This is a genomic window from Actinospica sp. (assembly GCF_035552695.1).
Lineage (GTDB): Bacteria > Actinomycetota > Actinomycetes > Streptomycetales > Catenulisporaceae > Actinospica.
Genome location: NZ_DASZKT010000010.1, coordinates 12,880 through 34,718, shown reverse-complemented (window position 1 = coordinate 34,718; position 21,839 = coordinate 12,880). Strand labels below are relative to the sequence as shown.

Genomic DNA, 21,839 nt, shown 5'->3' with positions numbered 1-21,839 from the left:
GCGTCGCGCGCAATCGCCGCACGGGTGTCGGGTCGCCGCCGCGAGGCGTCGGGCGGCGGTTCCGGCTGGCCGTAGCTAGCCCTTTCGCGCACTTTCAACGACGTAACGCAAGCCCTCGGTCAAATCGGACGCGCTCGGAAATCTCTCCCGATCGATGAGGTACTGCGCAACGAGTCCCGTCATCAACACGCTGTAGAACGATCCGACCCGCTGCGCGAGTTCCCCGTCCTTCTCCGGATCGAGTCCGGCCAGCGCCTCGGCGAGCCCCTGGCGGCCCTCCTGCAGCGCCTGCGACATGAAGGCGCCGAGAGACGGATTGCGCATGCCCTCGAGACCCATCTCCATGTTCAGCCGCAGCAGCGCCTCCTGCTGCGGAAAGGTCGAGAGCACCTCGTCGAAGAAGGCCTGGAACCGCTCCAGCGAGCCGGCCGCCGACTCCTCGTGCCGATCGGCCTCGTCGTCGGCGAACCATTCCTCCATCGACGCCATGAAGGCCTGCTCGAGCAGCGACTCCTTCGAGCCGTAGTGGTAGCCGATCGCCGCCAGGCTCACGCCCGCCGAGTCCGCGATGTCCCGGGCGGTGGTCTTGGCGTAGCCCTTCTCGAGCAGGCAGCGCTTCGCGCCCTCCAGCAGGGCTTCCCGGTTTCCCATGTCAAACAGCCTAGCACGGTCTCAGACGGCCGTCTTGCACAACTGTACTAGACAAGCGTCCAAGACGCCTGTACCGTTTCGTTCATGACGATGACTCAGGTAATCGAGAGCCGGGACGGGGCTGCTCCGCGGGCCGGTCGCAGGGAATGGATCGCGCTCGGGGTGCTGCTGCTCCCGCTGCTGCTCGTCTCCATGGACACCTCGGTGCTGCTCTACGCGGTGCCGTTCATCACGAAGGCGCTGCACCCGAGCAGCACCCAGCAGCTGTGGATGTACGACGTCTACGGCTTCGTACTCGCCGGCCTGCTGATCACCATGGGCGCGGTGGGGGACCGGATCGGGCGTCGCAGGCTGCTGCTGTTCGGCGCGCTCTGCTTCAGCGCCGCGTCGATCGGCGCGGCGTACGCGGGCAGCGCGGGCGAACTGATCGCGGCGCGGGCGGTGCAGGGGATAGCGGGGGCGACTCTGATGCCCTCGACCCTCGCGCTGATCCGCAACATGTTCCACGACCCGGTGCAGCGCAAGAAGGCGACCGGCATCTGGACGGCTGGCACGATGTCCGGAGTCATGCTCGGTCCGGTCATCAGCGGCCTGCTGCTCGAGCACTTCTGGTGGGGCTCGGTCTTCCTGATCAACGTGCCCTTCATGGTCCTGCTGCTCGCGCTCGCCCCCTTCCTGCTGCCGGAGTACCGCTCGCCGCAGACCGGCCGCTTCGACCTGCCGGGTTCGGTGCTCTCCTTCGCCGCGGTCCTTCCGATCGTCTTCGGGATCTCCGAGATCGCGGAGAACGGCGTGGACCCGGTGCGCATCGGCGCGGTGGCCATCGGCCTGGTGATGGCCGTGCTGTTCCTGGTCAGGGAGCGCGCCGCGGCACACCCGATGGTGGATCTGAGCCTGTTCCGCAGCCGCGGCTACACCGGCTCCCTGGCCACCAGCCTGATCGCCATGTTCGCGACCCTCGGCAACGCGATCTTCCTGACCCAGTACCTGCAGTCGGTGCTCGGCATGAGCCCGTTCGGTGCCGCGCTCTGGTCGCTGCTGCCCTCGGTCGGCGTGGGTGCGGCGATCGGCATCGGCGGCGCGCTGGCCAAGTCCTTCGACCGGGCATACGTGATCGCGGGCGGCTTCCTGGTGATCCTGGGCGGGTACGCCGTGCAGGCCGGCCTGCTGCGCGCGGATTCGCATCTGTGGGTTCTGATGATCGGCGCGGGGCTGCTCGCCTGCGGCGCGGTCGCCGTGATGGCCCTCGGCAACGAGTGGTTGCTCGGCGCGATCCCGCCGGAGCGGGCCGGGGCCGCGGCCGCGATGAACGAGACCATGACCGAACTGGGCGGCGCCCTCGGCATGGCCGTCATGGGCAGCATCGGCACGGCCGTCTACCGCCACGGTCTCGGCGACTCGGTGCCGGGCCCGGCACGCTCCACCCTCGGCGGAGCGGTCACCACGGCGGCGCGCGAGCCGGCGTCGGCCGCCGCGCGACTGCTGGCCACGGCGCGTGAGGCCTTCACACACAGCCTCAACGTCGTCTCGATCGGCGGCGCGGCGATCATGGCCTCGGCCGCCCTGCTCACGATCCTCTTCCTGCGCGGGCTGAGCGCGGAGGGCGGCGCGGAGGCGCTCTCCGCCCTGCCGAACACCCCCGTGGAGGAGCCGGAGCGGGCTACGGAGGCGATCGCCCGCTGACGCCGGTAGTGTCACAAGCAGCACCGGTATCGACCGATTCGCCGGAAATCCTACCCACCTCTATATAGGGAAGACAGGGAGCCTCTCTACATGAGGATCCGCGAGGAGTTCCCCTACGGCGTCCTGCACGACGACGTGCGCATCCCGCTCGAGGACGGCACCCGCCTCTATGCGCGGATCTGGCGGCCCGTCACCGAGGAACCGGTGCCCGCTCTCCTGGAGTACCTGCCCTATCGGCTCACCGACTGGACCGCGCCGAGAGACGCACAACGACACCCGTGGTACGCCGGTCACGGCTACGCGTCCGTCCGGGTGGATGTCCGGGGCAACGGAAACTCCGACGGCGTGATGACGGACGAGTATTCGGAGCAGGAGATCGTGGACGGCGTCGCGGTCGTCGAATGGCTCGCCGAGCAGCCCTGGTGCAGCGGAAGGGTCGGGATGTTCGGCATCTCCTGGGGCGGCTTCAACGCGCTGCAGATCGCGGCGCGTGCGCCGGAGCCGCTCAAGGCGATCGTCACCGTGTGCTCGACCGACGACCGCTACGACAACGATGTGCACTACCTGGGCGGCGCGGTCCTCGGCATCGACATGCACGCCTGGGCCGCGACGATGCTCGCCTTCACCGCCCGGCCGCCGGATCCGCGCTACGCCGGCGCCGGTTGGCGCGAGCAGTGGACGACCCGGCTCGAATCGCTCGAGCCGTTCATCCACACCTGGCTCTCGCACCAGCAGCGCGACGAGTACTGGAAGCACGGCAGCGTCTGCGAGGACTACGGCTCGATCAAGGCCGCGGTCCTCGCCGTCGGCGGCTGGCACGACCCGTACCGCGACACCGTCTTCCGCCTCGTCGAGCGGCTCACCGAGCACGGCACCCCGGTGCGCGGACTGATCGGGCCCTGGTCGCACCAGTACCCGGACCGCGGGTTGCCGCCGGGCCCGGCGATCGGCTTCCTGCAGGAGACGCTGCGCTGGTGGGACCACTGGCTCTCGGATGAGGACACTGATGTCATCGCCGAGCCGCTGCTGCGCAGCTGGATCTGCGAGTCGGTGCGCCCGGCGACGACGTACCAGGAGCGGCCGGGGCGTTGGGTCGGTGACGATTCCTGGCCCTCGTCGCAGGTCACGATGACGGAGATCGCCCTCGCGCATCCCGTGGAGGTGGCCGACGCGCGGCTGCTGCCGGTGCGTTCGGCGCAGCACACCGGGGTGGACGCGGGCCGCTTCTTCCCGATCGGCAATCCCGGCGACCTGCCGCCGGACCAGCGCGCCGAGGACGGCCGCTCGATCTGCTTCGACACCGCGCCGCTCGCCGGCCGGCTGGAGATCCTCGGCCGGGCGAGCATCCGGGTGCGGCTGACGTGCCGGGCCGAACGGGCCAACGTCATCGCGCGGCTCTGCGACGTGGCCCCGGACGGTGCGTCCACCCTCGTCAGTCGCGGCGTGCTCAATCTGCAGGCGCGCGCGGGCCGGGACCGCAAGACGCCGTGGACTCCGGGGGAGAGCGCCGACGTCGAGTTCGAACTGAACAGCGCGGGGCACGCGTTTCCGGCCGGGCACCGGATCAGGGTGGCGCTGTCCTCCGCGTACTGGCCGTGGATCTGGCCGCATGCCGAGGGCGCCGGCTTCGAGGTGGACGCGGCGAACAGTTCCATCCGCCTCCCGGTCCGCGATCCGCAGCCGGACGCGGCCAGGCCCGAGCTCACCTTCGCCGAACCGGAGCACGCGGCGCCGCTCGAGGTGCGCGTCAACGAGCCGGCGGTCGGCAGACCTCTGCGAGCCGTGGCCAGGGATGTCGCGACCGGGGTGTGGGCGATGGATGTCGATCCGGGGTACGGCGGCTCGCGCACGTACCCAGACGGCCTCGAATGCACCGAGGCGGCCCGCGATCGCTACTGGATCCAGGAGCGGGATCCGCTCAGCGCGCGGGCCAGGTCGGACTGGTCGATCCGGCTGCGCCGCGACGAGCTCGGCTGGGACGCGCGCGTGGTCACGGCCTCGGAGACCAGGTGTACGGCCGACTCGTACATCGTCGAGAACAGCGCCAAGTGCTACAACGGCGAGGAGGTCGTCTTCGAGAAGACCTGGCGCGTGGAGATTCCGCGCTGAGGTTCCGGCCGAGATTCCGCGCTGAGCCCGAGCCGACCGGATGGACACCGTTGTCTGTATCGGCTCCGGGCTCACAGCGTGCGTAGTGATTCGTCGACGTTGACGACTGTGTGCGCTGCGAACGTGCGTTGCGGAATGTGCTTCGACTGCGCGGTGCTTCGACTGCGCGGTGCCTCGACTACGCGGTGCGCTGGACCGCCTCGGACAGTCGGCCCGCGGCCTCGAGGACGGCCTCGGCGTGCAGCTTTCCGGGGTAGCGGGTCAGCCGCTCGACCGGGCCGGAGATCGACACGGCCGCGATCACGCGGTTGTTCGGGCCGCGCACGGGGGCGGAGACCGAGGCGACGCCCATCTCCCGCTCGGCCACGGACTGCGCCCAGCCGCGGCGCCGCACGCCGGCGAGCGTCGTCGCGGTGAACCGCGCCCCCTGCAGGCCGCGGTGCAGCCGGTCCGGCTCCTCCCAGGCCAGCAGCACCTGCGCGCCGGAGCCGGCCGCCATCGGCAGAGCCACGCCGACCGGGACGGTGTCGCGCAGGCCGGTCAGCCGCTCGGCCGCCGCCACGCACACGCGCATCTCGCCCTGCCGCCGGTACAGCTGCGCCGACTCACCCGAGACGTCCCGCAGATTCGCCAGCACCGGCCCGGCCGCCGCCAGCAGCCGGTCCTCGCCGGCGGCCACGGCCAGTTCCGACAGCCGCGGCCCGAGCACGAACCTCCCCTGTATGTCCCGGGAGACCAGCCGGTGGTGTTCCAGGGCCACCGCGAGCCGGTGCGCCGTCGGGCGCGCTAATCCGGTCGCGGCGACCAGCCCGGCGAGCGTCGCCGGACCTGCTTCCAATGCGCTGAGGACGGAGGCGGCCTTGTCGAGCACGCCCACGCCACTGGATACGGTGTCCATGGGGCGATATTGCCATCTCATTGCCTGAGACACAAGTGCATCGTTTGGTGAGACGGTGCAAGGCTGGGCGGTACCGGACCGCGATGCACCGCGACTCAAGCGCCTTCTACCAGGGGCGGAAAAACACCACGACATGGAGCGAAGCCCGATGACAGCCGCACACGCAGCGCCAGTGCAGCCGCTGACGCTGGCAGAGAAGATCTGGGAGGCGCACGTCGTGCGCCGCGCCGAGGGCGAGCCGGATCTGCTCTACATCGACATGCAGTTCATCCACGAGGTCACCAGCGCCCAGGCCTTCGACGGCCTCCGGCTGGCCGGACGCGCGGTGCGTCGCCCGGATCTGACCATCGCCACCGAGGACCACAACACCCCCACCCTCGACATCGACAAGCCGATCGCCGATCCGGTCTCCCGCATCCAGATCGAGACGCTGCGCCGCAACTGCGCCGAGTTCGGCGTGCGGCTGCACTCGCTGGGCGACGCCAACCAGGGCGTGGTGCACGTGATCGGCCCGCAGTTGGGCCTGACCCAGCCGGGCATGACCATCGTCTGCGGCGACTCGCACACCTCCACCCACGGCGCGTTCGGCGCGATCGCCTTCGGCATCGGCACCAGCGAGGTCGAGCACGTGCTCGCCACCCAGACGCTGCCGCTCAAGCAGTTCAAGACGATGGCCATCAACGTCACCGGCTCGCTCAGGCCGGGTGTGACCGCGAAGGACGTCATCCTGGCCGTGATCGCGAAGATCGGCACCGGCGGCGGCCAGGGCTACATCCTGGAGTACCGCGGCGAGGCCATCCGCAACCTCTCCATGGAGGGCCGGATGACCGTGTGCAACATGTCGATCGAGGCCGGGGCGCGCGCGGGCCTGATCGCCCCGGACGACACCACGTACGCTTATCTCAAGGATCGAGCCCACGCGCCGCAGGGCGCGGACTGGGACGCGGCGGTGGCCTACTGGTCCACGCTGCACACCGACGAGGGCGCGAAGTTCGACGCCGAGGTCACCATCGACGCCGACGCGCTCACCCCGTTCGTCACCTGGGGCACCAATCCCGGACAGGGCGCCCCGCTGGGCGATTCCGTACCGGACCCGGCGAAGCTCGCCGACCCGAACGCGCGCCAGGACGTCGAGCGGGCCCTGGAGTACATGGGTCTCACGGCCGGCACACCGCTGCGCGAGATCGCCGTCGACACCGTGTTCCTGGGCTCCTGCACCAACGGACGGCTCGAGGACCTGCGCGCCGCCGCCTCGGTCCTCAAGGGCCGCAAGGTCGCCGAGGGTGTGCGGATGCTGGTCGTGCCGGGCTCCGCGCGGGTGCGTCTTGAGGCCGAGGCCGAGGGCCTGAACGAGGTCTTCGAGGCCGCCGGCGCCGAGTGGCGCTTCGCCGGCTGTTCGATGTGCCTGGGCATGAACCCGGACCAGCTGGCCCCGGGCGAGCGCTCCGCCTCCACGTCGAACCGGAATTTCGAGGGCAGGCAGGGCAAGGGCGGGCGCACCCACCTGGTGTCCCCGCTGGTCGCCGCCGCCACCGCGGTCACCGGCCACCTGTCCGCGCCCGCCGATCTGCCGGAACCGCAGGAGGTCTGAGAGCCATGGAGAAGTTCGTAACCCACACCGGAACGGCAGTCCCGCTGCGCCGTTCGAACGTGGACACCGACCAGATCATCCCGGCCGTGTACCTCAAGCGGGTCACCCGCAGCGGTTTCGAGGACGGGCTGTTCGCCGCGTGGCGCAACGACCCGGAGTTCATCCTGAACAAGCCGGAGCGGCAGGGCGCCTCGGTGCTGGTGGCCGGCCCCGACTTCGGCACCGGCTCCTCCCGGGAGCACGCGGTCTGGGCGCTGCAGAACTACGGCTTCAAGGCCGTCGTCTCGGCCCGTTACGCCGACATCTTCCGCGGCAACTCGCTCAAGGGCGGGCTGCTCACCGTGGTGCTGCCGCAGGAGACCGTGGAGCAGATCTGGGCCGCCACGGAGGCGGATCCGGCCACCAAGGTGACCGTGGACCTCGAGGCGCGCGAGGTGCGCGTCGGCGAACTCGTCGCCCCCTTCGAGATCGACGACTACACCCGCTGGCGCCTGATGGAGGGCCTGGATGACATCGGCTTGACGCTGCGCAACGTCGAGTCGATCGACGAGTTCGAGACCACCCGCCCGTCGTTCAAGCCCGCCACGCTGTAACACGCACGACCGAAACGCACGACCGAAACGCAAGACCGACACGCACGACCGCCGAAGCGGCCGAACCCGTCGCGGGACGGCCGATTCGGCGACACGCCGCCGGTGCCGCAGAATGGACGTATGTCTCAGGCACCGGCGGCGAACGGGGATTCCGAGCCGCCCGACGCCGCGGAACTGCGCGCGCTGTCCGGCTACGCGCTGCTCGCGCAACGGCTCAAAGAGGCGCACGATGCCTTGCGGGACTTGGATTTGCGGCCCGCGGAGCGCGCCGAACTCAACCGCCGTCTGCTCGTCATCACCGCCGCCTCCAGACACGACCGAACCGACGCGATGCGCCGTCTCGAGGCCTTCCTTGACGCTCTCGTATTGCGACACAAGGGTGATTAAGGACTTTGGTGTTTGATTAAGGCGATTGCGGGGCCTACGGTGCGGATAGGAAATCCTCCGCATGTGTGGTGCAAACCGGCGCCGCACCTACCCCCAAGGGGCGCATCGTGAACAAGGCACAGCTGATCGACGCAGTCGCCATGAAGCTGGACATCTCCCGCCGCTCGGCAGGTGACACCGTCGACGCCGTTCTGGATGGCATCACCGGCGCGATCATCTCCGGCGACAAGGTGTCGCTGACCGGCTTCGGCACCTTCGAGACCACCCGCCGCGCCGCCCGCACCGCGCGCAACCCGCGCACCGGCGATTCCGTGGCCGTCCCCGCCGCGACCGTGCCGAAGTTCCGGCCCGGCCAGGCCCTCAAGGACGAGGTGAACACCACCGGAGGCCGTCGCCGCGCGACCGCGAAGAAGACCGCCGCCAAGAAGACCGTCGCCAAGAAGACCGCGGCCAAGAAGACGGCCGCGAAGCGGACCGCCGCCCGCACCGCGACCAGGACCGCGACCCGCGTCGCCGCCTCGCGTCCGGCCACCAAGGCCGTCGCCAAGAAGACCACGGCGAAGAAGGCCACCGCCACCAAGGCCGTCGCCAAGAAGACCACGGCCAAGGCGGCCGCGAAGAAGACCGTCGTGAAGAAGGCCACGGCCCGTCCGGCCGCGAAGAAGGCCGTCGCCAAGGCCCCGGCCACCAAGGCCGTGGCGAAGAAGACGACCGCCAAGAAGTCGGCCGCGAAGAAGACCACCGCGCGCAAGCGCTAAGCCTTCTGTCGAATGTCCCCCCACTGCCAAGGCGCCGGCGGTGGGGGGACATTCGCATTCTGAATGCCGAGTGCTGCGAAAAAGTCGTCCGTATTCGAAGTCACCCGCGGCCCGTATATCGGAATGAATCAGTCCGGCAGCGGCAGGGTGGCGAGCGTCAGGGCCGTGATGCGCCCGTCCGTGTCCGCGCGCAGCGCGACCCGCTGGCCGATCCTGGCCAACCGCAGCCCGCCCGCGTCGAAGGCGGCCGCGTCGTACGGCAGCTCCGTGCCGTCGTCGAGCAGCACGGTGCCGCCCCGGGTCGCCGGGTCGAAGCTTCTGACGGTTCCCTGCATCAGCCCAAGTCCGATCTCGTGCGCGGTGTGAACCCCGACTCCCAACCTTAACGCCGCCTCCAGGTCGGCGAGGGTGTCGACGTCCTGCCGCAGCGAGCGGCCGACGGCGGACAGTGCGACGGCGCCGCTGCGCGCGTGCCGGGCGCGCGAATCCGGGCCGAAGCGCGGGTCCAGCGTGCCGTCCGCGGCCGCGAGCAGCAGCGTGGTGCCGCTGCCGGCCGCGTCGGGTACGAAGCTCCGTCCCTCGATCTCCGCGCCCTGCCGGAGAGCCGCGGCCAGCTCCTCGGTGCGCAGCGAGGGCAGATCCCCGGTGAGCGCGCCGACGCGCAGATCCGGCCGCTCGCTCCAGGACCGCCCGGCCCCGAAGAGGATCGCCGCGTTCAGCCGGTCCACGCCGTTCGCGGCGTCCGGTTCCGCCGCGATCCGCGCGCCGAGCCGCCCGAGCCCTTCGGCCGCCATCTCATCCGCCGTCACCACCAGCACCTGCCCGACCTGCGGCGCGGCCAGCGCGGCGGTCACGCAGTCGTGCACGAAGGCCAGCGCCAGTTCCGCCCGGCGCGCGGTGGGCAGCGGCGCCAGCCGGGTCTTCGCCGCGGACAGTCGCTTGACCGGAATCACCAGGGACCACACCCGCACAGTTTTTCATGCCCGCGGCCCGCGCGGGATCAAGGTCACCGGGGGCCGCCTTGGCACAAGCCGGAGCGAGGCGCGAGGATAGGACTCGTCCGTCGTCCCCGCCCAGCCAGAGCCTCGGCTCCCGGAAGGACCCCAGGTGGCCCGCCGCAACCCGCCCGCCGGTTTAGCGTTTCTCCTCATCGCCGCGATCGCCCGGCCGCTGCTGACGCTGCTGACGAAGCGGGACTGGCGCGGCAGGGAGAACCTCCCGAAGACCGGCGGCGCCCTGATCGTCGCCAACCACTACTCCTTCTTCGACCCGATGGCCGTCGGGCATTTCGTGGTGGCCAACGGGCGCACCCCCCGGTTCACCGCGAAGTCCGGCGTCTTCAAGCACCCGCTGCTCGGCAAGTGGTTTGTGGCCGCGGGCCAGATCCCGGTGCACCGCGGCACCCGCGACGCGGTCAAGGCGATGCTCGCGGCGCAGGACGCGATCAAGCGCGGCGAGGTGGTGATCTTCTACCCGGAGGGCACCATGACGAAGGACCCTGACCTGTGGCCGATGGTCGGGCGCACCGGCGCTGCCCGGATCGCGCTGCGCACCGGCGTTCCGGTGATCCCGGTCGCGCAGTGGGGCGCGCAGGAAGTGCTCGCGCCGTACTCGACCAAGTTCAACGTCTTCCCGCGCAAGACCCTCAAGGTGGTCGCGGGCCCGCCGATCGACCTGTCCCCGTGGGCCGACCGCATCAAGGAGCGCGGCACCGAGCAGGAGGTCACCGACCTGATCATGGCCGAGATCACCAAGTTGCTCGAGGGGCTGCGCGGCGAGACGGCCCCGGAGGTGCGCTTCGTGCCGCCGCCCCAGGAACTGACGGAGTCCCCGGCGGAGGCCGAGGTGGCCGAGTGACGCGCGCCGCCGTCTTCGGCACGGGCAACTGGGGCACCGCCTTCGGCATGGTGCTCGCCGACGCGGGGACCGACGTGACCCTCGTCGGCCGACGTCCGGACCTCGCCGAGGCCATCAACACCCGGCACGAGAACCCGGACTATCTGCCCGGAATCCGGCTCCCCGAAGCCATGCGCGCGACCACGGATCCGGCCGAGGCCCTGCGGGACGCGGACTTCGCCGTGCTCGCCATCCCCTCGCAGTCGCTGCGCGCGAATCTCGCCGCGTGGGCGCCGCTGGCCGAGCGGCGCACCGTGTGGGTCTCGCTGATGAAGGGCGTCGAACTCGGCACCTGCATGCGGATGAGCGAGGTCATCGACGAGTGCACCGGCGCCGGTCGCGAGCGGATCGCCGTGATCTCCGGGCCCAACCTGGCGCAGGAGATCGCGCGCCGCATGCCCGCGGCGGCCGTCGTCGCCTCGGAGTCCCCGTCGGTCGCCGAGGAGCTGCAGAAGGCCTGCCACACGCAGTACTTCCGGCCGTACACCAACACCGACGTGGTCGGCTGCGAGCTCGGCGGCGCGATCAAGAACGTGATCGGCCTGGCCGCCGGAATGGCCGACGGCATGGGTCTCGGCGACAACGCGAAGGGCACGCTGATCACCCGCGGCCTGGCCGAGGCGACGCGTCTGGGCATGGCCGTCGGCGCCGATCCGTACACCTTCTCCGGGCTCGCGGGTCTCGGCGACCTCGTCGCCACCTGCGGATCCTCGCTGTCCCGCAACCACATGTTCGGCGTGCACCTCGGCCGCGGCCTGAGCATCGAACAGGCGACCGCGGAGGTGCGGCAGACCACCGAGGGAGTCAAGTCCTGTAGATCGGTGCTGGAGTTGGCGGAACGTCACGACGTGGACATGCCGATCGCCCGCGCCGTGGTCGGCGTGGTGCACGAGGGGCACGGCCCGAAAGAGATGCTCGCCGCGCTGATGGCCAGATCCGCGAAGTCGGAGGGCTTGTACTAGGGTCTGAGAGCTATGAGCGACGAGTCGGCAGCTCCCCAGTCCAAGATCCGCGTCGCCGTCGTGTTCGGCGGTCGGTCCAGTGAACACGCGATCTCCTGCGTCACCGCGGGGAGCGTGCTGAAGGTGCTCGATCCGGAGCGCTACGAGGTGGTGCCGGTCGGCATCTCCACCGACGGCAGGTGGGTGCTCGCCGAGGGCCTGGGCGAGCAGCTCGCCATCACCGACGGCAATCTGCCGCCGCGGATCGACGAGACCAGTGGCGCGCTCGTCACCATGGCCGCCGACCCGACCGCGCGCGAGCTGACCGTGCACGAGCCGGGCACGGTGCCGAAGGTGCTGGGCGACGTGGACGTGGTGCTGCCGCTGTTGCACGGCCCGTACGGCGAGGACGGAACGCTGCAGGGGCTGCTGGAACTCGCGGGCATCCCGTACGTCGGCTCGGGTGTGCTCGCCTCGGCGGTCGGCATGGACAAGGACGTGATGAAGCGTCTGCTCGCCGCCTCCGGCCTGCCGATCGGCCCGTACTTCGCGCTGCGGGCGAAGCAGTGGGACACCGAGGAAGGCCGCGCGCGGGTACGAGCCGCCGTCGCAGAGCTCCGCTATCCGGTGTTCGTGAAGCCGGCGCGGGCCGGTTCGTCCATGGGTATCTCCAAGGTGCACGACGAGTCGGAGCTCGCCGCCGCGATCGAATTCGCCCGCGAACACGACCCGAAGCTCGTCATCGAGGCGATGCTGCACGGCCGCGAGATCGAGGTCGGCGTCCTCGCCGGGCGCGCCGGGGGACGGGCCGAGGCCTCGCTGCCCGCGGAGCTGAAGGTGCTCGGCGGCCACGAGTTCTACGACTTCGAGGCCAAGTACCTCGACGGCACCACCGCCGTGGACCTGCCGGCGCTGCTCAGCGAGGAGCAGACCGCTGAGATCCAGCGGCTCGCGGTCGAGTCCTTCGAGGCGCTCGAGTGCGAGGGCCTGGCCCGCGCGGACTTCTTCCTGCTGGAGGACGGCCGCTTCGTGGTCAACGAGCTCAACACCATGCCGGGCTTCACCACCACCTCGATGTTCCCGCAGATGTGGGCCGCCTCCGGGGTCACCTACGCGGAGCTGGTTGACCGGCTGATCGCCGACGCGCTGTCCCGGCCGAGCGGGCTGCGCTGAGGGCCCTGACACGGGTGTAGGGGCAGGGGTGTAAGGGCACGAAAGCGCGCGGGTGCTCAGGCCGGGCTGACGTCGGCGCCCGACTTGCCCTCGTTGGTCGGCGTGCCCGCGATGATCGCGGCGGACAGGTCGGTGGGCGCGTCCATCCCCGGGTTGCCGTCCGCGAGGTCGTACGAGGAGGGCACGAAGACCTCGACGTAGACCTCGCGCTGGATGGCGTAGAACTCGTAGCCGTTCGAGACCTGCACCGGCAGCCAGGACACGCCGTTGGCGTAGACGGCCTGGGCGGACGGGTCGTAGGTCTTGTTCGCCGGGTTCAGCACGGCGGGCGTGGCCACGCCGCAGGTCAGCACGATCGGGCTCTTGCCCCAGGCCGCTGTCAGGTCGGAGGAGGGGGAGACCTGGTCCCTGCTCTGGCCGTCCACGGTGGCGGGCAGGTGGGCGTGCAGGTTCGCACAGACCTGCTGCACCCCGGCGGTGACCCGCGGCGGGCTCACCGCGACGGCGTGGTCCGCGGTCAGCAGCAGCCACGCGCACGCGCCGCCGACCGAGGCGGTCACGACCCCGGCGGCGGGAAGCAGCACGCGTAGTTTGTTCACCCGGTCATCCGAGGTTGACCACCGGGCAGGTCAGCGTGCGCGTGATGCCCTCGATGACCTGGATCCGGGCCACGATCAGCTTGCCCAGGTCGTCCATGGTCTCGGCCTCCGTACGCACGATCACATCATACGGGCCGGTGACGTCCTCCGCGGAGATGACCCCGGGCAGTTCGGTGATCTGACCGGCCACCGCGGCGGATCGGCCGACTTCGGTCTGGACGAGGATGTAGGCCTGAACCACTTCGGAGCCCTCCACTCGGACTACGTGCGTATAGTCAATGAGAACTAGACAATGGCGAAACGTTACCGGCCCGACCCGGGGCCGCCGCAAGGGGGTCCCGGATGGTTACACACGTGAGGGTGGTTGCGGTGGTCGAACCGCCGCGTGGCGGTCCCTCTAAAGTGGGACCCGTGACTGAGCCGAGCCCGGGGTCCACCAGTGATTACACCTTAGGCCAGATCGGTGAATTCGGCCTGATCAATCGGGTGGCCAGGACGGTCCGCCAGGGCCACGCCGTGCTGATCGGCCCCGGCGACGACGCCGCGCTCGTCAGCACCCCCGACGGCCGGGTAGTGGCCAGCACCGACCTGCTGGTCGAGGGCCGCCACTTCCGCCGCGACTGGTCCACCGGCTACCAGGTCGGACGCAAGGCCGCGGCGCAGAACCTCGCCGACATCGCCGCGATGGGCGGCGTCGGCAGCGCGCTGCTCGTCGGCCTCGCCGCCCCCGCCGACCTGCCGCTGAGCTGGGCGAAGGACCTCTCGGCCGGCCTCGCCGACGAGGCGGCGCTGGTGGGAGCGTCCGTGGCCGGCGGCGACACCGTCGGCTCGGAGATCCTGCTCATCGCCGTCACCGCCCTCGGTGACCTGCAGGGACGCGCCCCCGTCACGCGCGCGGGCGCCCATCCGGGGGACATCGTGGCCTACGCGGGCGAACTCGGCTGGAGCGCCTGCGGCCTGGAACTGCTGCTGCGCGATATGGACGGCCCCAAGCCGGCCCTCGCCCGGCACCGCAGCCCCGAACCTCCGTACGAACAAGGCCCAGCCGCGGCGCGCGCCGGAGCCACCGCGATGCTCGACATCAGCGACGGCCTGCTCGCCGACCTCGGCCACATCGCCGAGGAGAGCAGCGTGGCGATCGACCTCGACCCGGCGGCGTTCCCGATCGAAGATCAGCTCCGCGAAACCGCCCGGAAATGCGGCGTCGAGGTGCTGGACTGGGTGCTGACCGGCGGCGAGGACCACGCCCTGGCCGCCTGCTTCCCGCCGGACGTGGAGCTCCCGCCCGGCTGGCACGTCGTGGGCCGCGTCAGCGAGCGCGCCGAGGCCCCTGACACGCCCCTGGTGACCGTCAGCGGGCACCCGTGGGGCGCGACCCCCGGCTGGGACCACTTCGGCCGGAGTTGAGGGAGGCTGACAGATGGCTGAGGCCGCCAGGGCCAGGGTCCTGACCGTCGCCGGCTCCGATTCCGGCGGCGGCGCGGGCATCCAGGCCGACCTGAAGGCCATTCAGGCACTCGGCGGCCACGGCATGAGCGCGATCACCGTCGTCACGGCCCAGAACTCGCTCGGCGTCCAAGGCGCCTGGCCCCTCCCCGCCGCGGCCGTCGAGGCCCAGTTCCGCGCCTGCGTCGACGACATCGGCGTCGACGCGGTCAAGACCGGCATGCTCGGCGGCCCGGAACTCGTCCGCGCCGTCGCCGGTCTGATCAATACGCTGAACGAGCTAGTCCCCGTGGTAGTCGACCCGGTAGCCATCTCAAAGCACGGCGACACCCTGCTGGCCTCGGACGCCCGCGACGTACTGCTGGGCGAACTGCTGCCGCGTACCACGGTCCTGACACCGAACCTCGACGAGGCGACCTGGCTCGTCGGCGCCCCCGTCGCCGACCGCGAGGCCATGCGCACGGCCGCGCGCAAGCTGCTCGACCACGGCCCGCGCTGGATCCTGCTCAAGGGTGGCCACCTCGCCGACGACGAGGCCGCGGACCTGCTCACGGACGGCGTCGCCGAACACTGGCTCGTCGCCCGGCGGATCCCCAACCCGCACACCCACGGCACCGGCTGCACCTACGCCAGCGCCGTCGCCACCCTCCTCGCCCAGGGCCACGAAGTGCCCGCCGCCGTCGCCGCCGCCAAGACCTACGTCACCCGCGCCATCGCCGCCGGCTACCCCCTCGGAAAGGGCATCGGACCGGTGGGGCATCCGTCTACGGCTTAGAGAATCGCCGCTTCGCGACTGTCAAAATGAGGCGCCGCCCGATTCGCGTTGTGCCTACTCCGCGCTCGCGGCAGCGGCTCAGCCAAGCCGCCCTCGTCGCTGCGTTCCTCGGTCGGCTTGGGGCCTCGGCTATGCCTCGGCGATCGGCCCGCCGACGTCCTCGGGACAGCGCGAAGGGCGGCGCCGCCGGGGGAATCCGGGGCGCCGCCCTTCGCGAACGTGCGTGCTTGTCTTGCCGGGCCGGCGGTCCACTCACGTGGGCCGCGCGGGGCTCCCTAGCGGGTGACCTTGCCGGCCTTGAGGCACTTGGTGCACACGTTCTGCCGCTTCGGCGTGCCGTTCGGCAGGGTGGTGCGGATGTTCTGGATGTTCGGGTTGAAGCGGCGCTTCGTGCGGCGGTGCGAGTGCGACACGTTCATGCCGAAACCCGGACCCTTGCCGCAAACGTCACAAGTGGCAGCCACGGGACACTCCAAAAGACTGTGCTTACGGATGGACTCGCGCCCAGGCGTGTTCCGGGCAACCTGGTCAGGGTAACCCACGGATCCGCCGCAGTGCCAATCCGGGGTGCCAACGCCTAAGGTGGGCAGGACCCGATTCTCTCAGGACCGGGCGCCGGGACCACTATCCGCTCCCGAACGAACCTCGTCCCGATTGCGAGAAGGAAGGCCCGCCTCGTGCTCGAAGCCGTCGACGGGGCCGCGGTGCGCGCCTGGGCCAGGGCCAGCCTGGCCGCGCTCGGCCGGGCCCGCGAGGAGATCGACGCCCTCAACGTCTTTCCGGTCCCGGACGGCGACACCGGCACGAACCTCTACCTCACCTTCGACGCGGCCTGCGAACGGCTCGACGCGACGCCCCCGCCTCCGGCTGACACGGCGGCCACCGGTGCGGCCGCGGCCCTGGACGCGCTCGCGGTCGGGGCCCTCGAGGGTGCGCACGGGAACTCGGGCACGATCCTGGCGCAGCTGCTGCGGGGGCTGGCCGACGAGGTGGCCGAGACGGCCCGGGTCCACGGGCACATCGCCTCGGCGGCGCTCGCGGCGGCGCTGGCCAGGGCGGATGAAGCGGCGCGGACCGCGGTGGCGGTGCCGGTCGAGGGCACGATGCTCTCGGTGGTCAAGGCCGCCGCGACCGCCGCTACCGAGCTCGTGCAGCAGGCCGGGGCGCTGCAGCCGCCGTTCCCGGCCGTGGCCGAGGCGGCGCGACAGGCGGCGTTCGACGCGCTGACCAAGACCCAGCACCAACTCCAGGCACTCGAGGACGCGGGCGTGGTGGACGCCGGAGGGCGCGGGGTCTGCGTGTTCCTCGACGTGCTCGCCGCGCTGGTCGGCGGCTACGACCCGCGCCGCGTCGCGCCGCGGGACGCCGGTCTCGCGGTCACCACGATGCCGCGCCGCTCGCTGCTGCGGCCCGAGCGCGTCCCGACCTCGATCGCTCCGGTCAAGCTGCATCAGCCGCATCCGCTGATCGTGCACGAGCCCGTGCTCGCCGACGCGGCCGCCCAGACCCCGGGCCTCGAGCTCGTCTTCCTGATCGAGACCGACGCGGCCGACGCGCTGCGTGCCGAGCTTGAGCGGATCTGCGCGGCCGACGGCGGGGACTCGCTCGTCGTCGCGGGCGGCGCTGGGAAATATCGCATCCACGTCCACCTGCACCAGCCGGGTCCGGCGATCGAGGCGGCGCTGGACTACGGCCGTCCCCGCGACCTGCGCGTGACGGCGTTGACCGAATGCGTGGACGTGCGAAGGGAGCAGCGGGAACGGCCGCAACCGGTGCCCGTGCCCGAACTTCGTCCCGGTCGCGTGGTGCTCGCTGCCGCCGCCGGGCCGGGCCTTTCCGAGCTGTTCGGCGAGGCCGGAGCGGTGCCGCTGAGCGGGCCGGGCGGCCGTCCGCCGACGAGTGCGCAGCTGTCCAGGGCCGTGCTGGAGACCGGCGTGCGCGAGGTCGTGATCGTCACCGCCGACTCCGAGGGCCTCGCCCCCGCGTTCGCTGCCGCCGACCAGGCCGAACGGGACCTTCCCGGCGTGCGCATCGCGGTGATCCCGGGCAAGGCCGCCGTGCAGGCGGTCGCGGCGATAGCAGTGCACGAACCCGGCCGGCGCTTCGAGGCGGACGTGGTGGCGATGACGGCGGCGGCGGGCGCGACCAGGTACGGGGCGCTGCAGGTGGCCGCGGACGACGCGTGGACCATGGCCGGCGTCGCGCGCGCCGGGGACGTGCTCGGCTTCATCGAGGACGACGTCGCGCTCATCTCCGAGACCGTCCTCGAAGGCGCGCTGGCCGTGGTCGATCGCATGGTGTCGGCGGGTGGTGAGATGGTGACCCTGGTGACCGGGGCCGATCTCGGCCTGCCGACCGGAGCGCTGGTCGACGCCGTCACGGCCCGGGTCCTGGCCCGGCGGCCGGAGATGGACGTGGTCGCCTACGAGGGCGGTCAGTCCGGTTGGCCGCTGCTGATCGGCGTGGAGTGAGATGAGCGTTGAGCGGGACGCGATGGCGACCCGGCTGAGCGAGTTGCTGGGCGATCGCACGGCGAAGGTGCTGGCCAAGGGCCTCGGCCTGAACACGGCCGGTGACCTGCTGCGGCATTATCCGCGGCGCTACGACGAGCGCGGCGAGCTGACCGACCTGTCGAAGCTGCCGATCGACGAGGAGGTCACCGTCCTGGCGGAGGTCGAGAAGGTGACCAAGCGCCAGTTCCGCAGCCGCAGCGGTTCGCTCGTCGAGGTCGAGATCACCGACGGCACCGGCTCCTTGCTGCTCACGTTCTTCAACCGGCCGTGGTTGGATCGCGAGCTGCGTCCCGGCAAGGTCGCGCTGTTCGCGGGCAAGGTCAACGTCTTCCGCGGCCGCAGGCAGCTGGCGAACCCCGACTTCCAGCTGCTCGCCGAGGACGACGACACCGACGAGACCGTCGAGCGCTTCGCCGGCCGCCTGCTGCCGATCTACCCGGCGACGGCGGGATTGCAGTCCTGGAAGATCGAGCAGTGCGTCGAGATCGTGCTCCGGTCGCTGCCCGAGCTGGAGGACCCGTTGCCCGCCGAGATCCGCGGCCAGCGCCGCCTGCTGGACTACCGGACCGCGCTCGAGCAGGTGCATCGGCCGAAGGAGCGTAAGGAGGCGGAGGTCGCGAAGCGTCGCCTGAAGTGGGACGAGGCGCTGCCGCTGCAGGTCGTGCTCGCGCAGCGGCGGTCCGCGGCGATGCGGGATTCCGCACACGCGCGTACGGCCCAGCCCGGCGGCATCCTCGAACGCTTCGACGCCCGGCTGCCCTTCACGCTGACGGCGGGGCAGGAGGCGGTCTGCGCCGAAATCGAGGAAGACCTCGCGCGGACGCACCCGATGCACCGGCTGCTGCAGGGCGAGGTCGGCTCCGGTAAGACGGTCGTGGCGCTGCGGGCCATGCTCACGGCGGTGGACAGCGGCGCGCAATCCGTCCTGCTGGCCCCGACCGAGGTACTCGCGCAGCAGCATCACCGCTCGATCACCGAACTGCTCGGCCCCCTCGCGCGCCCCGGTCAGTTCGACGGCGACCCCGACGGCACGAAGGTCGCCCTGCTCACCGGATCGCAGGGTGCGAAGGAACGCAAGGCCAACCTGCTGGACGCGCAGTCCGGCGAGGCGGGCATCGTCATCGGGACCCATGCCGTGATCCAGGAGAAGGTCCAGTTCCACGATCTCGGCCTCGTGGTCGTCGACGAGCAGCACCGGTTCGGCGTCGAGCAGCGCGACGCCCTGCGCGCGAAGGCCAAGGGCGACGAATCGCCGCACCTGCTCGTCATGACGGCCACGCCGATCCCGCGCACGGTCGCGATGACCGTCTTCGGCGACCTCGACGTCTCCGAGCTCAAGGTTCTGCCGGCGGGCCGATCGCCGATCGCCACGCACGTGGTGCCCGCGAAGGAGAAGCCCGCCTTCCTGGCCCGCACCTGGGAACGGATCCGCGAGGAGGTCGCGGCCGGGCACCAGGCGTACATCGTCTGCCCGCGGATCGGCGGCGAGGACGGGGACGAGTCGGACGGGGACGGGACTCAGCCCTCGAAGCCGGCCGACGCCGAGGACCGTCGACCGCCGCTCGCCGTGGTGGACGTCGCCGCCGAACTCGCCGCCGGACCGCTGAGCGGCGTACGGCTCGGCGTGCTGCACGGCCGGCTGGCGCCGCAGGAGAAGGACGAGGTGATGGGCAAGTTCAACGGCGGCGAGGTGGACGTACTAGTAGCCACCACCGTCGTCGAGGTCGGCGTCAACGTCCCGAACGCGAGCGTCATGGCGATCCTCGATGCCGACCGCTTCGGCGTCTCCCAGTTGCATCAGCTGCGCGGACGTGTCGGCCGTGGCAGCGTCCCCGGCCTGTGCCTGCTGGTCACCGAGGCGGATGCCGAATCCCCGGCGGCCGACCGCCTCAGGGCCGTCGCGGGCACGACCGACGGATTCGAGCTGTCCCGCATCGACCTCGAGCAGCGCCGCGAGGGCGACATCCTCGGCGCCGCCCAATCCGGCCGCCGCTCCTCGCTGCGTCTGCTCTCCGTCCTGCGCGACGAGGACCTGATCGGCGAGTCACGCCAGGCCGCGACGGAACTGGTAGCGCGCGACCCCGACCTCGCCGAGCATCCCGCGCTCGCCAAGGCCGTAGCCGCGTTGACCGAGTCCGACCAGGCGGACTTCCTGGAACGGACCTGAGCCGGGCGTGCCGTAGTCGAGCGTGCCGGAGTCCGGCGCGACCGAGTCGGGCCTGCCCGCCGCCTAGTGCAGCGTCAGCTTGAACACCCGCGCGCCGTGCTCCCAGGCCCGGCGCATGTCGTCGGGGACGGGGTTGCCCGCCGCGTCGATGCCGACCTTGTTGAACTTGGCGAATTGGCGGTTGTCGCGGCACATCACGTCGAGGAACGCGACGACCTCGGTCTCGTCCTTCGCCGCGTACACGTCGGCGGTGCGCAGCTTGCCCTTGTACGTCACGTTCAGCGGTTCGCCGGTGCGCAGGTTCTTGCCCCAGGCGAAGGGCGTGCCGACCAGGATCGCGTCCTGGTGCTTGGTGTACGCGACGGGGACGTCGATGTGCTTTCCGGACTTGCGGCCGACGACGTGCAGCGTGATGAGGCGCTTGCCGATGCCGTTCGCGATGCCCGGTGTCTTGAGCAGCGTCCGGATCACTGCGTTCATCGGCTTCTGGATGGCCATTGTTTGCGCCAGCGGCGCATTTGCGGAAGAAGTCTCAGGGCTCATAACTCGACGCTAGACCCGGCCTCCGGAACCGGCAATGACAACGGACGTTTCCCGGCAAGTCCCCAGCCAGTCCACAGCGCGCTCACAGCCCGGGCGGCGCGCCCACCGCTCTGACCTCGAAGAACCGGTGCCGACGCGGACTGAAGTCGAGCAGCACCGCGTCGCCGACAGACAGGTCGTGCCAGACCCGCTCCGGGATCGCGAAAGTCCAGGTGAAGCTGGACGCGCCGTCGTCGAAGGCGCAGCAGTACGCCGGGTCGCGCTCGCGGCCGCCCGGCACCGACCAGCGCTTGACCACCTGGCAGGGCAGCACGCGGCGCTCCGGCATCGAATCGCGGACCTGGCGCGGCAGCCGCCGCGAGTCGCCGAAACGCGAGCCGAGGCCGACGACGCGCCACATGCCGCCGTAGTTCGACCACACGTGGTCCGCGGGCAGCGGCATCACCCCGCCGCGGACGGCGCCGGGCAGCGAACGCGGCGACTCCGGGCCCGCGGCCAACGCCGCCTCGGCCCGCTGCACCGTCCGCCTGCCGGACTCGGACAGCCGCCAGTCGGACAGCCGGCCGACCGTCACCGACAGCACGATGAAGCCGAACAGCGCCGTGGCGAGCGCGGCGCCGAACCCGGGGCTCGGCCGGAACAGCACCGCGACGACCGCGCCGACGGCCGCCGCCACGACCAGCGTGAGACCGCAGACCACTGCCATGGTGTCCCGGGTGCTGAGCCGACGGGCTATCAGGCCGTCCCGCTCGGCCTGCCTGACCAGCGAGGATTCGAAGCGCAGCCGCCAATCCCAGAACTCTGAGCCGTCCACCGTCGTCAGCACGGACAGCGGCGTGGGCACGTCGGGCAGCGCGCGCGACTCGAGACGATCGAGTACCGCCACGTTCCACGGCGCGAGCCCACCGGGATCATCGAACCCTGACGCGACGGCCACCGTCGCGAAGTCGCCGTCGTCGTGCTCGACCCGAAGCCGACCGGTTCCGGCGAGTTCGATCACCGCCTGCGCCGCCACGTCCGGCGCGTAGCGGATCCGGTTGCGCAGCAGCGAGGTGACCACGGGATCGGTGCCGCCCGTGAGTCCGGGAACGTTCAGGTCGGACATGAACCACCGCC

Annotated in this window: 21 protein-coding genes; 13 read left to right on the top strand and 8 right to left on the bottom strand. The window is 71.1% G+C overall.

All coding sequences use genetic code 11. From position 1 onward, the window contains the following. Positions 1-75: 75 nt before the first annotated feature. On the bottom strand, positions 76-651 hold the full coding sequence (locus VG296_RS02110) for a TetR/AcrR family transcriptional regulator (RefSeq protein ID WP_325562430.1): 576 nt from the start codon (positions 649-651) through the stop codon (positions 76-78). An 84-nt stretch (positions 652-735) separates the two neighbouring features. On the opposite strand from VG296_RS02110, the gene VG296_RS02105 reads away from it, so the two are divergent. Beyond that, positions 736-2,334 carry an MFS transporter gene (locus tag VG296_RS02105; RefSeq protein ID WP_325562428.1) on the top strand — a complete coding sequence of 533 codons (1,599 nt, stop codon included), beginning with the start codon at positions 736-738 and terminating at the stop codon, positions 2,332-2,334. Positions 2,335-2,424: 90 nt separating this feature from the next. After that, positions 2,425-4,443 (top strand): CocE/NonD family hydrolase, encoded by a 2,019-nt coding sequence (locus VG296_RS02100; RefSeq protein WP_325562425.1) that lies wholly within the window; start codon positions 2,425-2,427, stop codon positions 4,441-4,443. Between the two features lie 178 nt (positions 4,444-4,621). Here the strand turns inward: VG296_RS02100 and VG296_RS02095 are convergent, their stop codons facing one another. Further along, positions 4,622-5,341: an IclR family transcriptional regulator gene (locus tag VG296_RS02095; protein WP_325562423.1), complete on the bottom strand. Its 720-nt coding sequence runs from the start codon at positions 5,339-5,341 to the stop codon at positions 4,622-4,624. A gap of 148 nt (positions 5,342-5,489) precedes the next feature. On the opposite strand from VG296_RS02095, the gene leuC reads away from it, so the two are divergent. From leuC to VG296_RS32660, 4 genes are all read left to right on the top strand, one after another. After that, positions 5,490-6,932 (top strand): 3-isopropylmalate dehydratase large subunit, encoded by a 1,443-nt coding sequence (gene leuC, locus VG296_RS02090; RefSeq protein ID WP_325562421.1) that lies wholly within the window; start codon positions 5,490-5,492, stop codon positions 6,930-6,932. Positions 6,933-6,937: 5 nt separating this feature from the next. Continuing rightward, positions 6,938-7,525: a 3-isopropylmalate dehydratase small subunit gene (gene leuD / locus VG296_RS02085; RefSeq protein WP_325562418.1), complete on the top strand. Its 588-nt coding sequence runs from the start codon at positions 6,938-6,940 to the stop codon at positions 7,523-7,525. Between the two features lie 120 nt (positions 7,526-7,645). Then, positions 7,646-7,912 (top strand): hypothetical protein, encoded by a 267-nt coding sequence (locus tag VG296_RS02080; protein ID WP_325562416.1) that lies wholly within the window; start codon positions 7,646-7,648, stop codon positions 7,910-7,912. A 107-nt stretch (positions 7,913-8,019) separates the two neighbouring features. Then, entirely contained in the window at positions 8,020-8,670 is a 651-nt protein-coding gene (locus VG296_RS32660) for an HU family DNA-binding protein (RefSeq protein WP_349259424.1), read from the top strand. 128 nt (positions 8,671-8,798) lie between these two features. Here the strand turns inward: VG296_RS32660 and cofC are convergent, their stop codons facing one another. Continuing rightward, entirely contained in the window at positions 8,799-9,635 is an 837-nt protein-coding gene (cofC, locus tag VG296_RS02070; protein WP_325562414.1) for a 2-phospho-L-lactate guanylyltransferase, read from the bottom strand. 142 nt (positions 9,636-9,777) lie between these two features. On the opposite strand from cofC, the gene VG296_RS02065 reads away from it, so the two are divergent. From VG296_RS02065 to VG296_RS02055, 3 genes are read left to right on the top strand one after another with little or no spacing between them, the layout of a single operon-like run. Beyond that, positions 9,778-10,527, top strand: coding sequence for a lysophospholipid acyltransferase family protein (locus VG296_RS02065; RefSeq protein WP_325562412.1), 750 nt, complete (start codon positions 9,778-9,780; stop codon positions 10,525-10,527). Beyond that, complete coding sequence (locus tag VG296_RS02060) at positions 10,524-11,528, top strand: NAD(P)H-dependent glycerol-3-phosphate dehydrogenase (protein WP_325562410.1); 1,005 nt, start codon at positions 10,524-10,526, stop codon at positions 11,526-11,528. The genes VG296_RS02065 and VG296_RS02060 overlap by 4 nt, the downstream gene beginning before the upstream one ends. Positions 11,529-11,540: 12 nt before the next feature. Further along, positions 11,541-12,680 carry a D-alanine--D-alanine ligase family protein gene (locus VG296_RS02055; RefSeq protein ID WP_325562408.1) on the top strand — a complete coding sequence of 380 codons (1,140 nt, stop codon included), beginning with the start codon at positions 11,541-11,543 and terminating at the stop codon, positions 12,678-12,680. Positions 12,681-12,736: 56 nt separating this feature from the next. On the opposite strand, the gene VG296_RS02050 is transcribed toward VG296_RS02055, so the two are convergent. Further along, positions 12,737-13,279, bottom strand: coding sequence for a DUF3515 family protein (locus VG296_RS02050; protein ID WP_325562406.1), 543 nt, complete (start codon positions 13,277-13,279; stop codon positions 12,737-12,739). Between the two features lie 4 nt (positions 13,280-13,283). After that, positions 13,284-13,520 (bottom strand): Lrp/AsnC ligand binding domain-containing protein, encoded by a 237-nt coding sequence (locus tag VG296_RS02045; protein WP_325562404.1) that lies wholly within the window; start codon positions 13,518-13,520, stop codon positions 13,284-13,286. A gap of 170 nt (positions 13,521-13,690) precedes the next feature. Here VG296_RS02045 and VG296_RS02040 point away from each other — a divergent pair, with 170 nt between their 5' ends. After that, the gene (locus VG296_RS02040; RefSeq protein ID WP_325562402.1) at positions 13,691-14,686 is read left to right on the top strand and encodes a thiamine-phosphate kinase; all 996 of its coding nucleotides are present in this window, start codon (positions 13,691-13,693) and stop codon (positions 14,684-14,686) included. 13 nt (positions 14,687-14,699) lie between these two features. After that, complete coding sequence (gene thiD, locus VG296_RS02035; protein WP_325562400.1) at positions 14,700-15,500, top strand: bifunctional hydroxymethylpyrimidine kinase/phosphomethylpyrimidine kinase; 801 nt, start codon at positions 14,700-14,702, stop codon at positions 15,498-15,500. Between the two features lie 275 nt (positions 15,501-15,775). On the opposite strand, the gene rpmB is transcribed toward thiD, so the two are convergent. Next, positions 15,776-15,964 (bottom strand): 50S ribosomal protein L28, encoded by a 189-nt coding sequence (gene rpmB / locus VG296_RS02030; protein ID WP_325562398.1) that lies wholly within the window; start codon positions 15,962-15,964, stop codon positions 15,776-15,778. A 213-nt stretch (positions 15,965-16,177) separates the two neighbouring features. Here rpmB and VG296_RS02025 point away from each other — a divergent pair, with 213 nt between their 5' ends. Together VG296_RS02025 and recG are read left to right on the top strand one after the other, a co-directional pair. Beyond that, entirely contained in the window at positions 16,178-17,971 is a 1,794-nt protein-coding gene (locus VG296_RS02025) for a DAK2 domain-containing protein (RefSeq protein WP_325562396.1), read from the top strand. Between the two features lies 1 nt (position 17,972). Continuing rightward, on the top strand, positions 17,973-20,180 hold the full coding sequence (recG, locus tag VG296_RS02020) for an ATP-dependent DNA helicase RecG (RefSeq protein WP_325562394.1): 2,208 nt from the start codon (positions 17,973-17,975) through the stop codon (positions 20,178-20,180). 63 nt (positions 20,181-20,243) lie between these two features. Here the strand turns inward: recG and VG296_RS02015 are convergent, their stop codons facing one another. Further along, complete coding sequence (locus VG296_RS02015) at positions 20,244-20,660, bottom strand: hypothetical protein (protein ID WP_325562392.1); 417 nt, start codon at positions 20,658-20,660, stop codon at positions 20,244-20,246. A 145-nt stretch (positions 20,661-20,805) separates the two neighbouring features. After that, positions 20,806-21,828, bottom strand: coding sequence for a hypothetical protein (locus VG296_RS02010; protein ID WP_325562390.1), 1,023 nt, complete (start codon positions 21,826-21,828; stop codon positions 20,806-20,808). Between the last annotated feature and the right edge of the window lie 11 nt (positions 21,829-21,839).

What these genes read in the sequence shown, in the direction of transcription:
- VG296_RS02015 (WP_325562392.1), bottom strand. Translation starts at nt 20,660, where the DNA reads ATGAACGCAGTGATCCGGACGCTGCTCAAGACACCGGGCATCGCGAAC.
- thiD (WP_325562400.1), top strand. Translation starts at nt 14,700, where the DNA reads ATGGCTGAGGCCGCCAGGGCCAGGGTCCTGACCGTCGCCGGCTCCGAT.
- VG296_RS02110 (WP_325562430.1), bottom strand. Translation starts at nt 651, where the DNA reads ATGGGAAACCGGGAAGCCCTGCTGGAGGGCGCGAAGCGCTGCCTGCTC.
- VG296_RS02095 (WP_325562423.1), bottom strand. Translation starts at nt 5,341, where the DNA reads ATGGACACCGTATCCAGTGGCGTGGGCGTGCTCGACAAGGCCGCCTCC.
- VG296_RS02055 (WP_325562408.1), top strand. Translation starts at nt 11,541, where the DNA reads ATGAGCGACGAGTCGGCAGCTCCCCAGTCCAAGATCCGCGTCGCCGTC.
- VG296_RS02100 (WP_325562425.1), top strand. Translation starts at nt 2,425, where the DNA reads ATGAGGATCCGCGAGGAGTTCCCCTACGGCGTCCTGCACGACGACGTG.
- recG (WP_325562394.1), top strand. Translation starts at nt 17,973, where the DNA reads ATGAGCGTTGAGCGGGACGCGATGGCGACCCGGCTGAGCGAGTTGCTG.
- leuC (WP_325562421.1), top strand. Translation starts at nt 5,490, where the DNA reads ATGACAGCCGCACACGCAGCGCCAGTGCAGCCGCTGACGCTGGCAGAG.
- VG296_RS02010 (WP_325562390.1), bottom strand. Translation starts at nt 21,828, where the DNA reads ATGTCCGACCTGAACGTTCCCGGACTCACGGGCGGCACCGATCCCGTG.
- VG296_RS02080 (WP_325562416.1), top strand. Translation starts at nt 7,646, where the DNA reads ATGTCTCAGGCACCGGCGGCGAACGGGGATTCCGAGCCGCCCGACGCC.
- leuD (WP_325562418.1), top strand. Translation starts at nt 6,938, where the DNA reads ATGGAGAAGTTCGTAACCCACACCGGAACGGCAGTCCCGCTGCGCCGT.
- VG296_RS02105 (WP_325562428.1), top strand. Translation starts at nt 736, where the DNA reads ATGACGATGACTCAGGTAATCGAGAGCCGGGACGGGGCTGCTCCGCGG.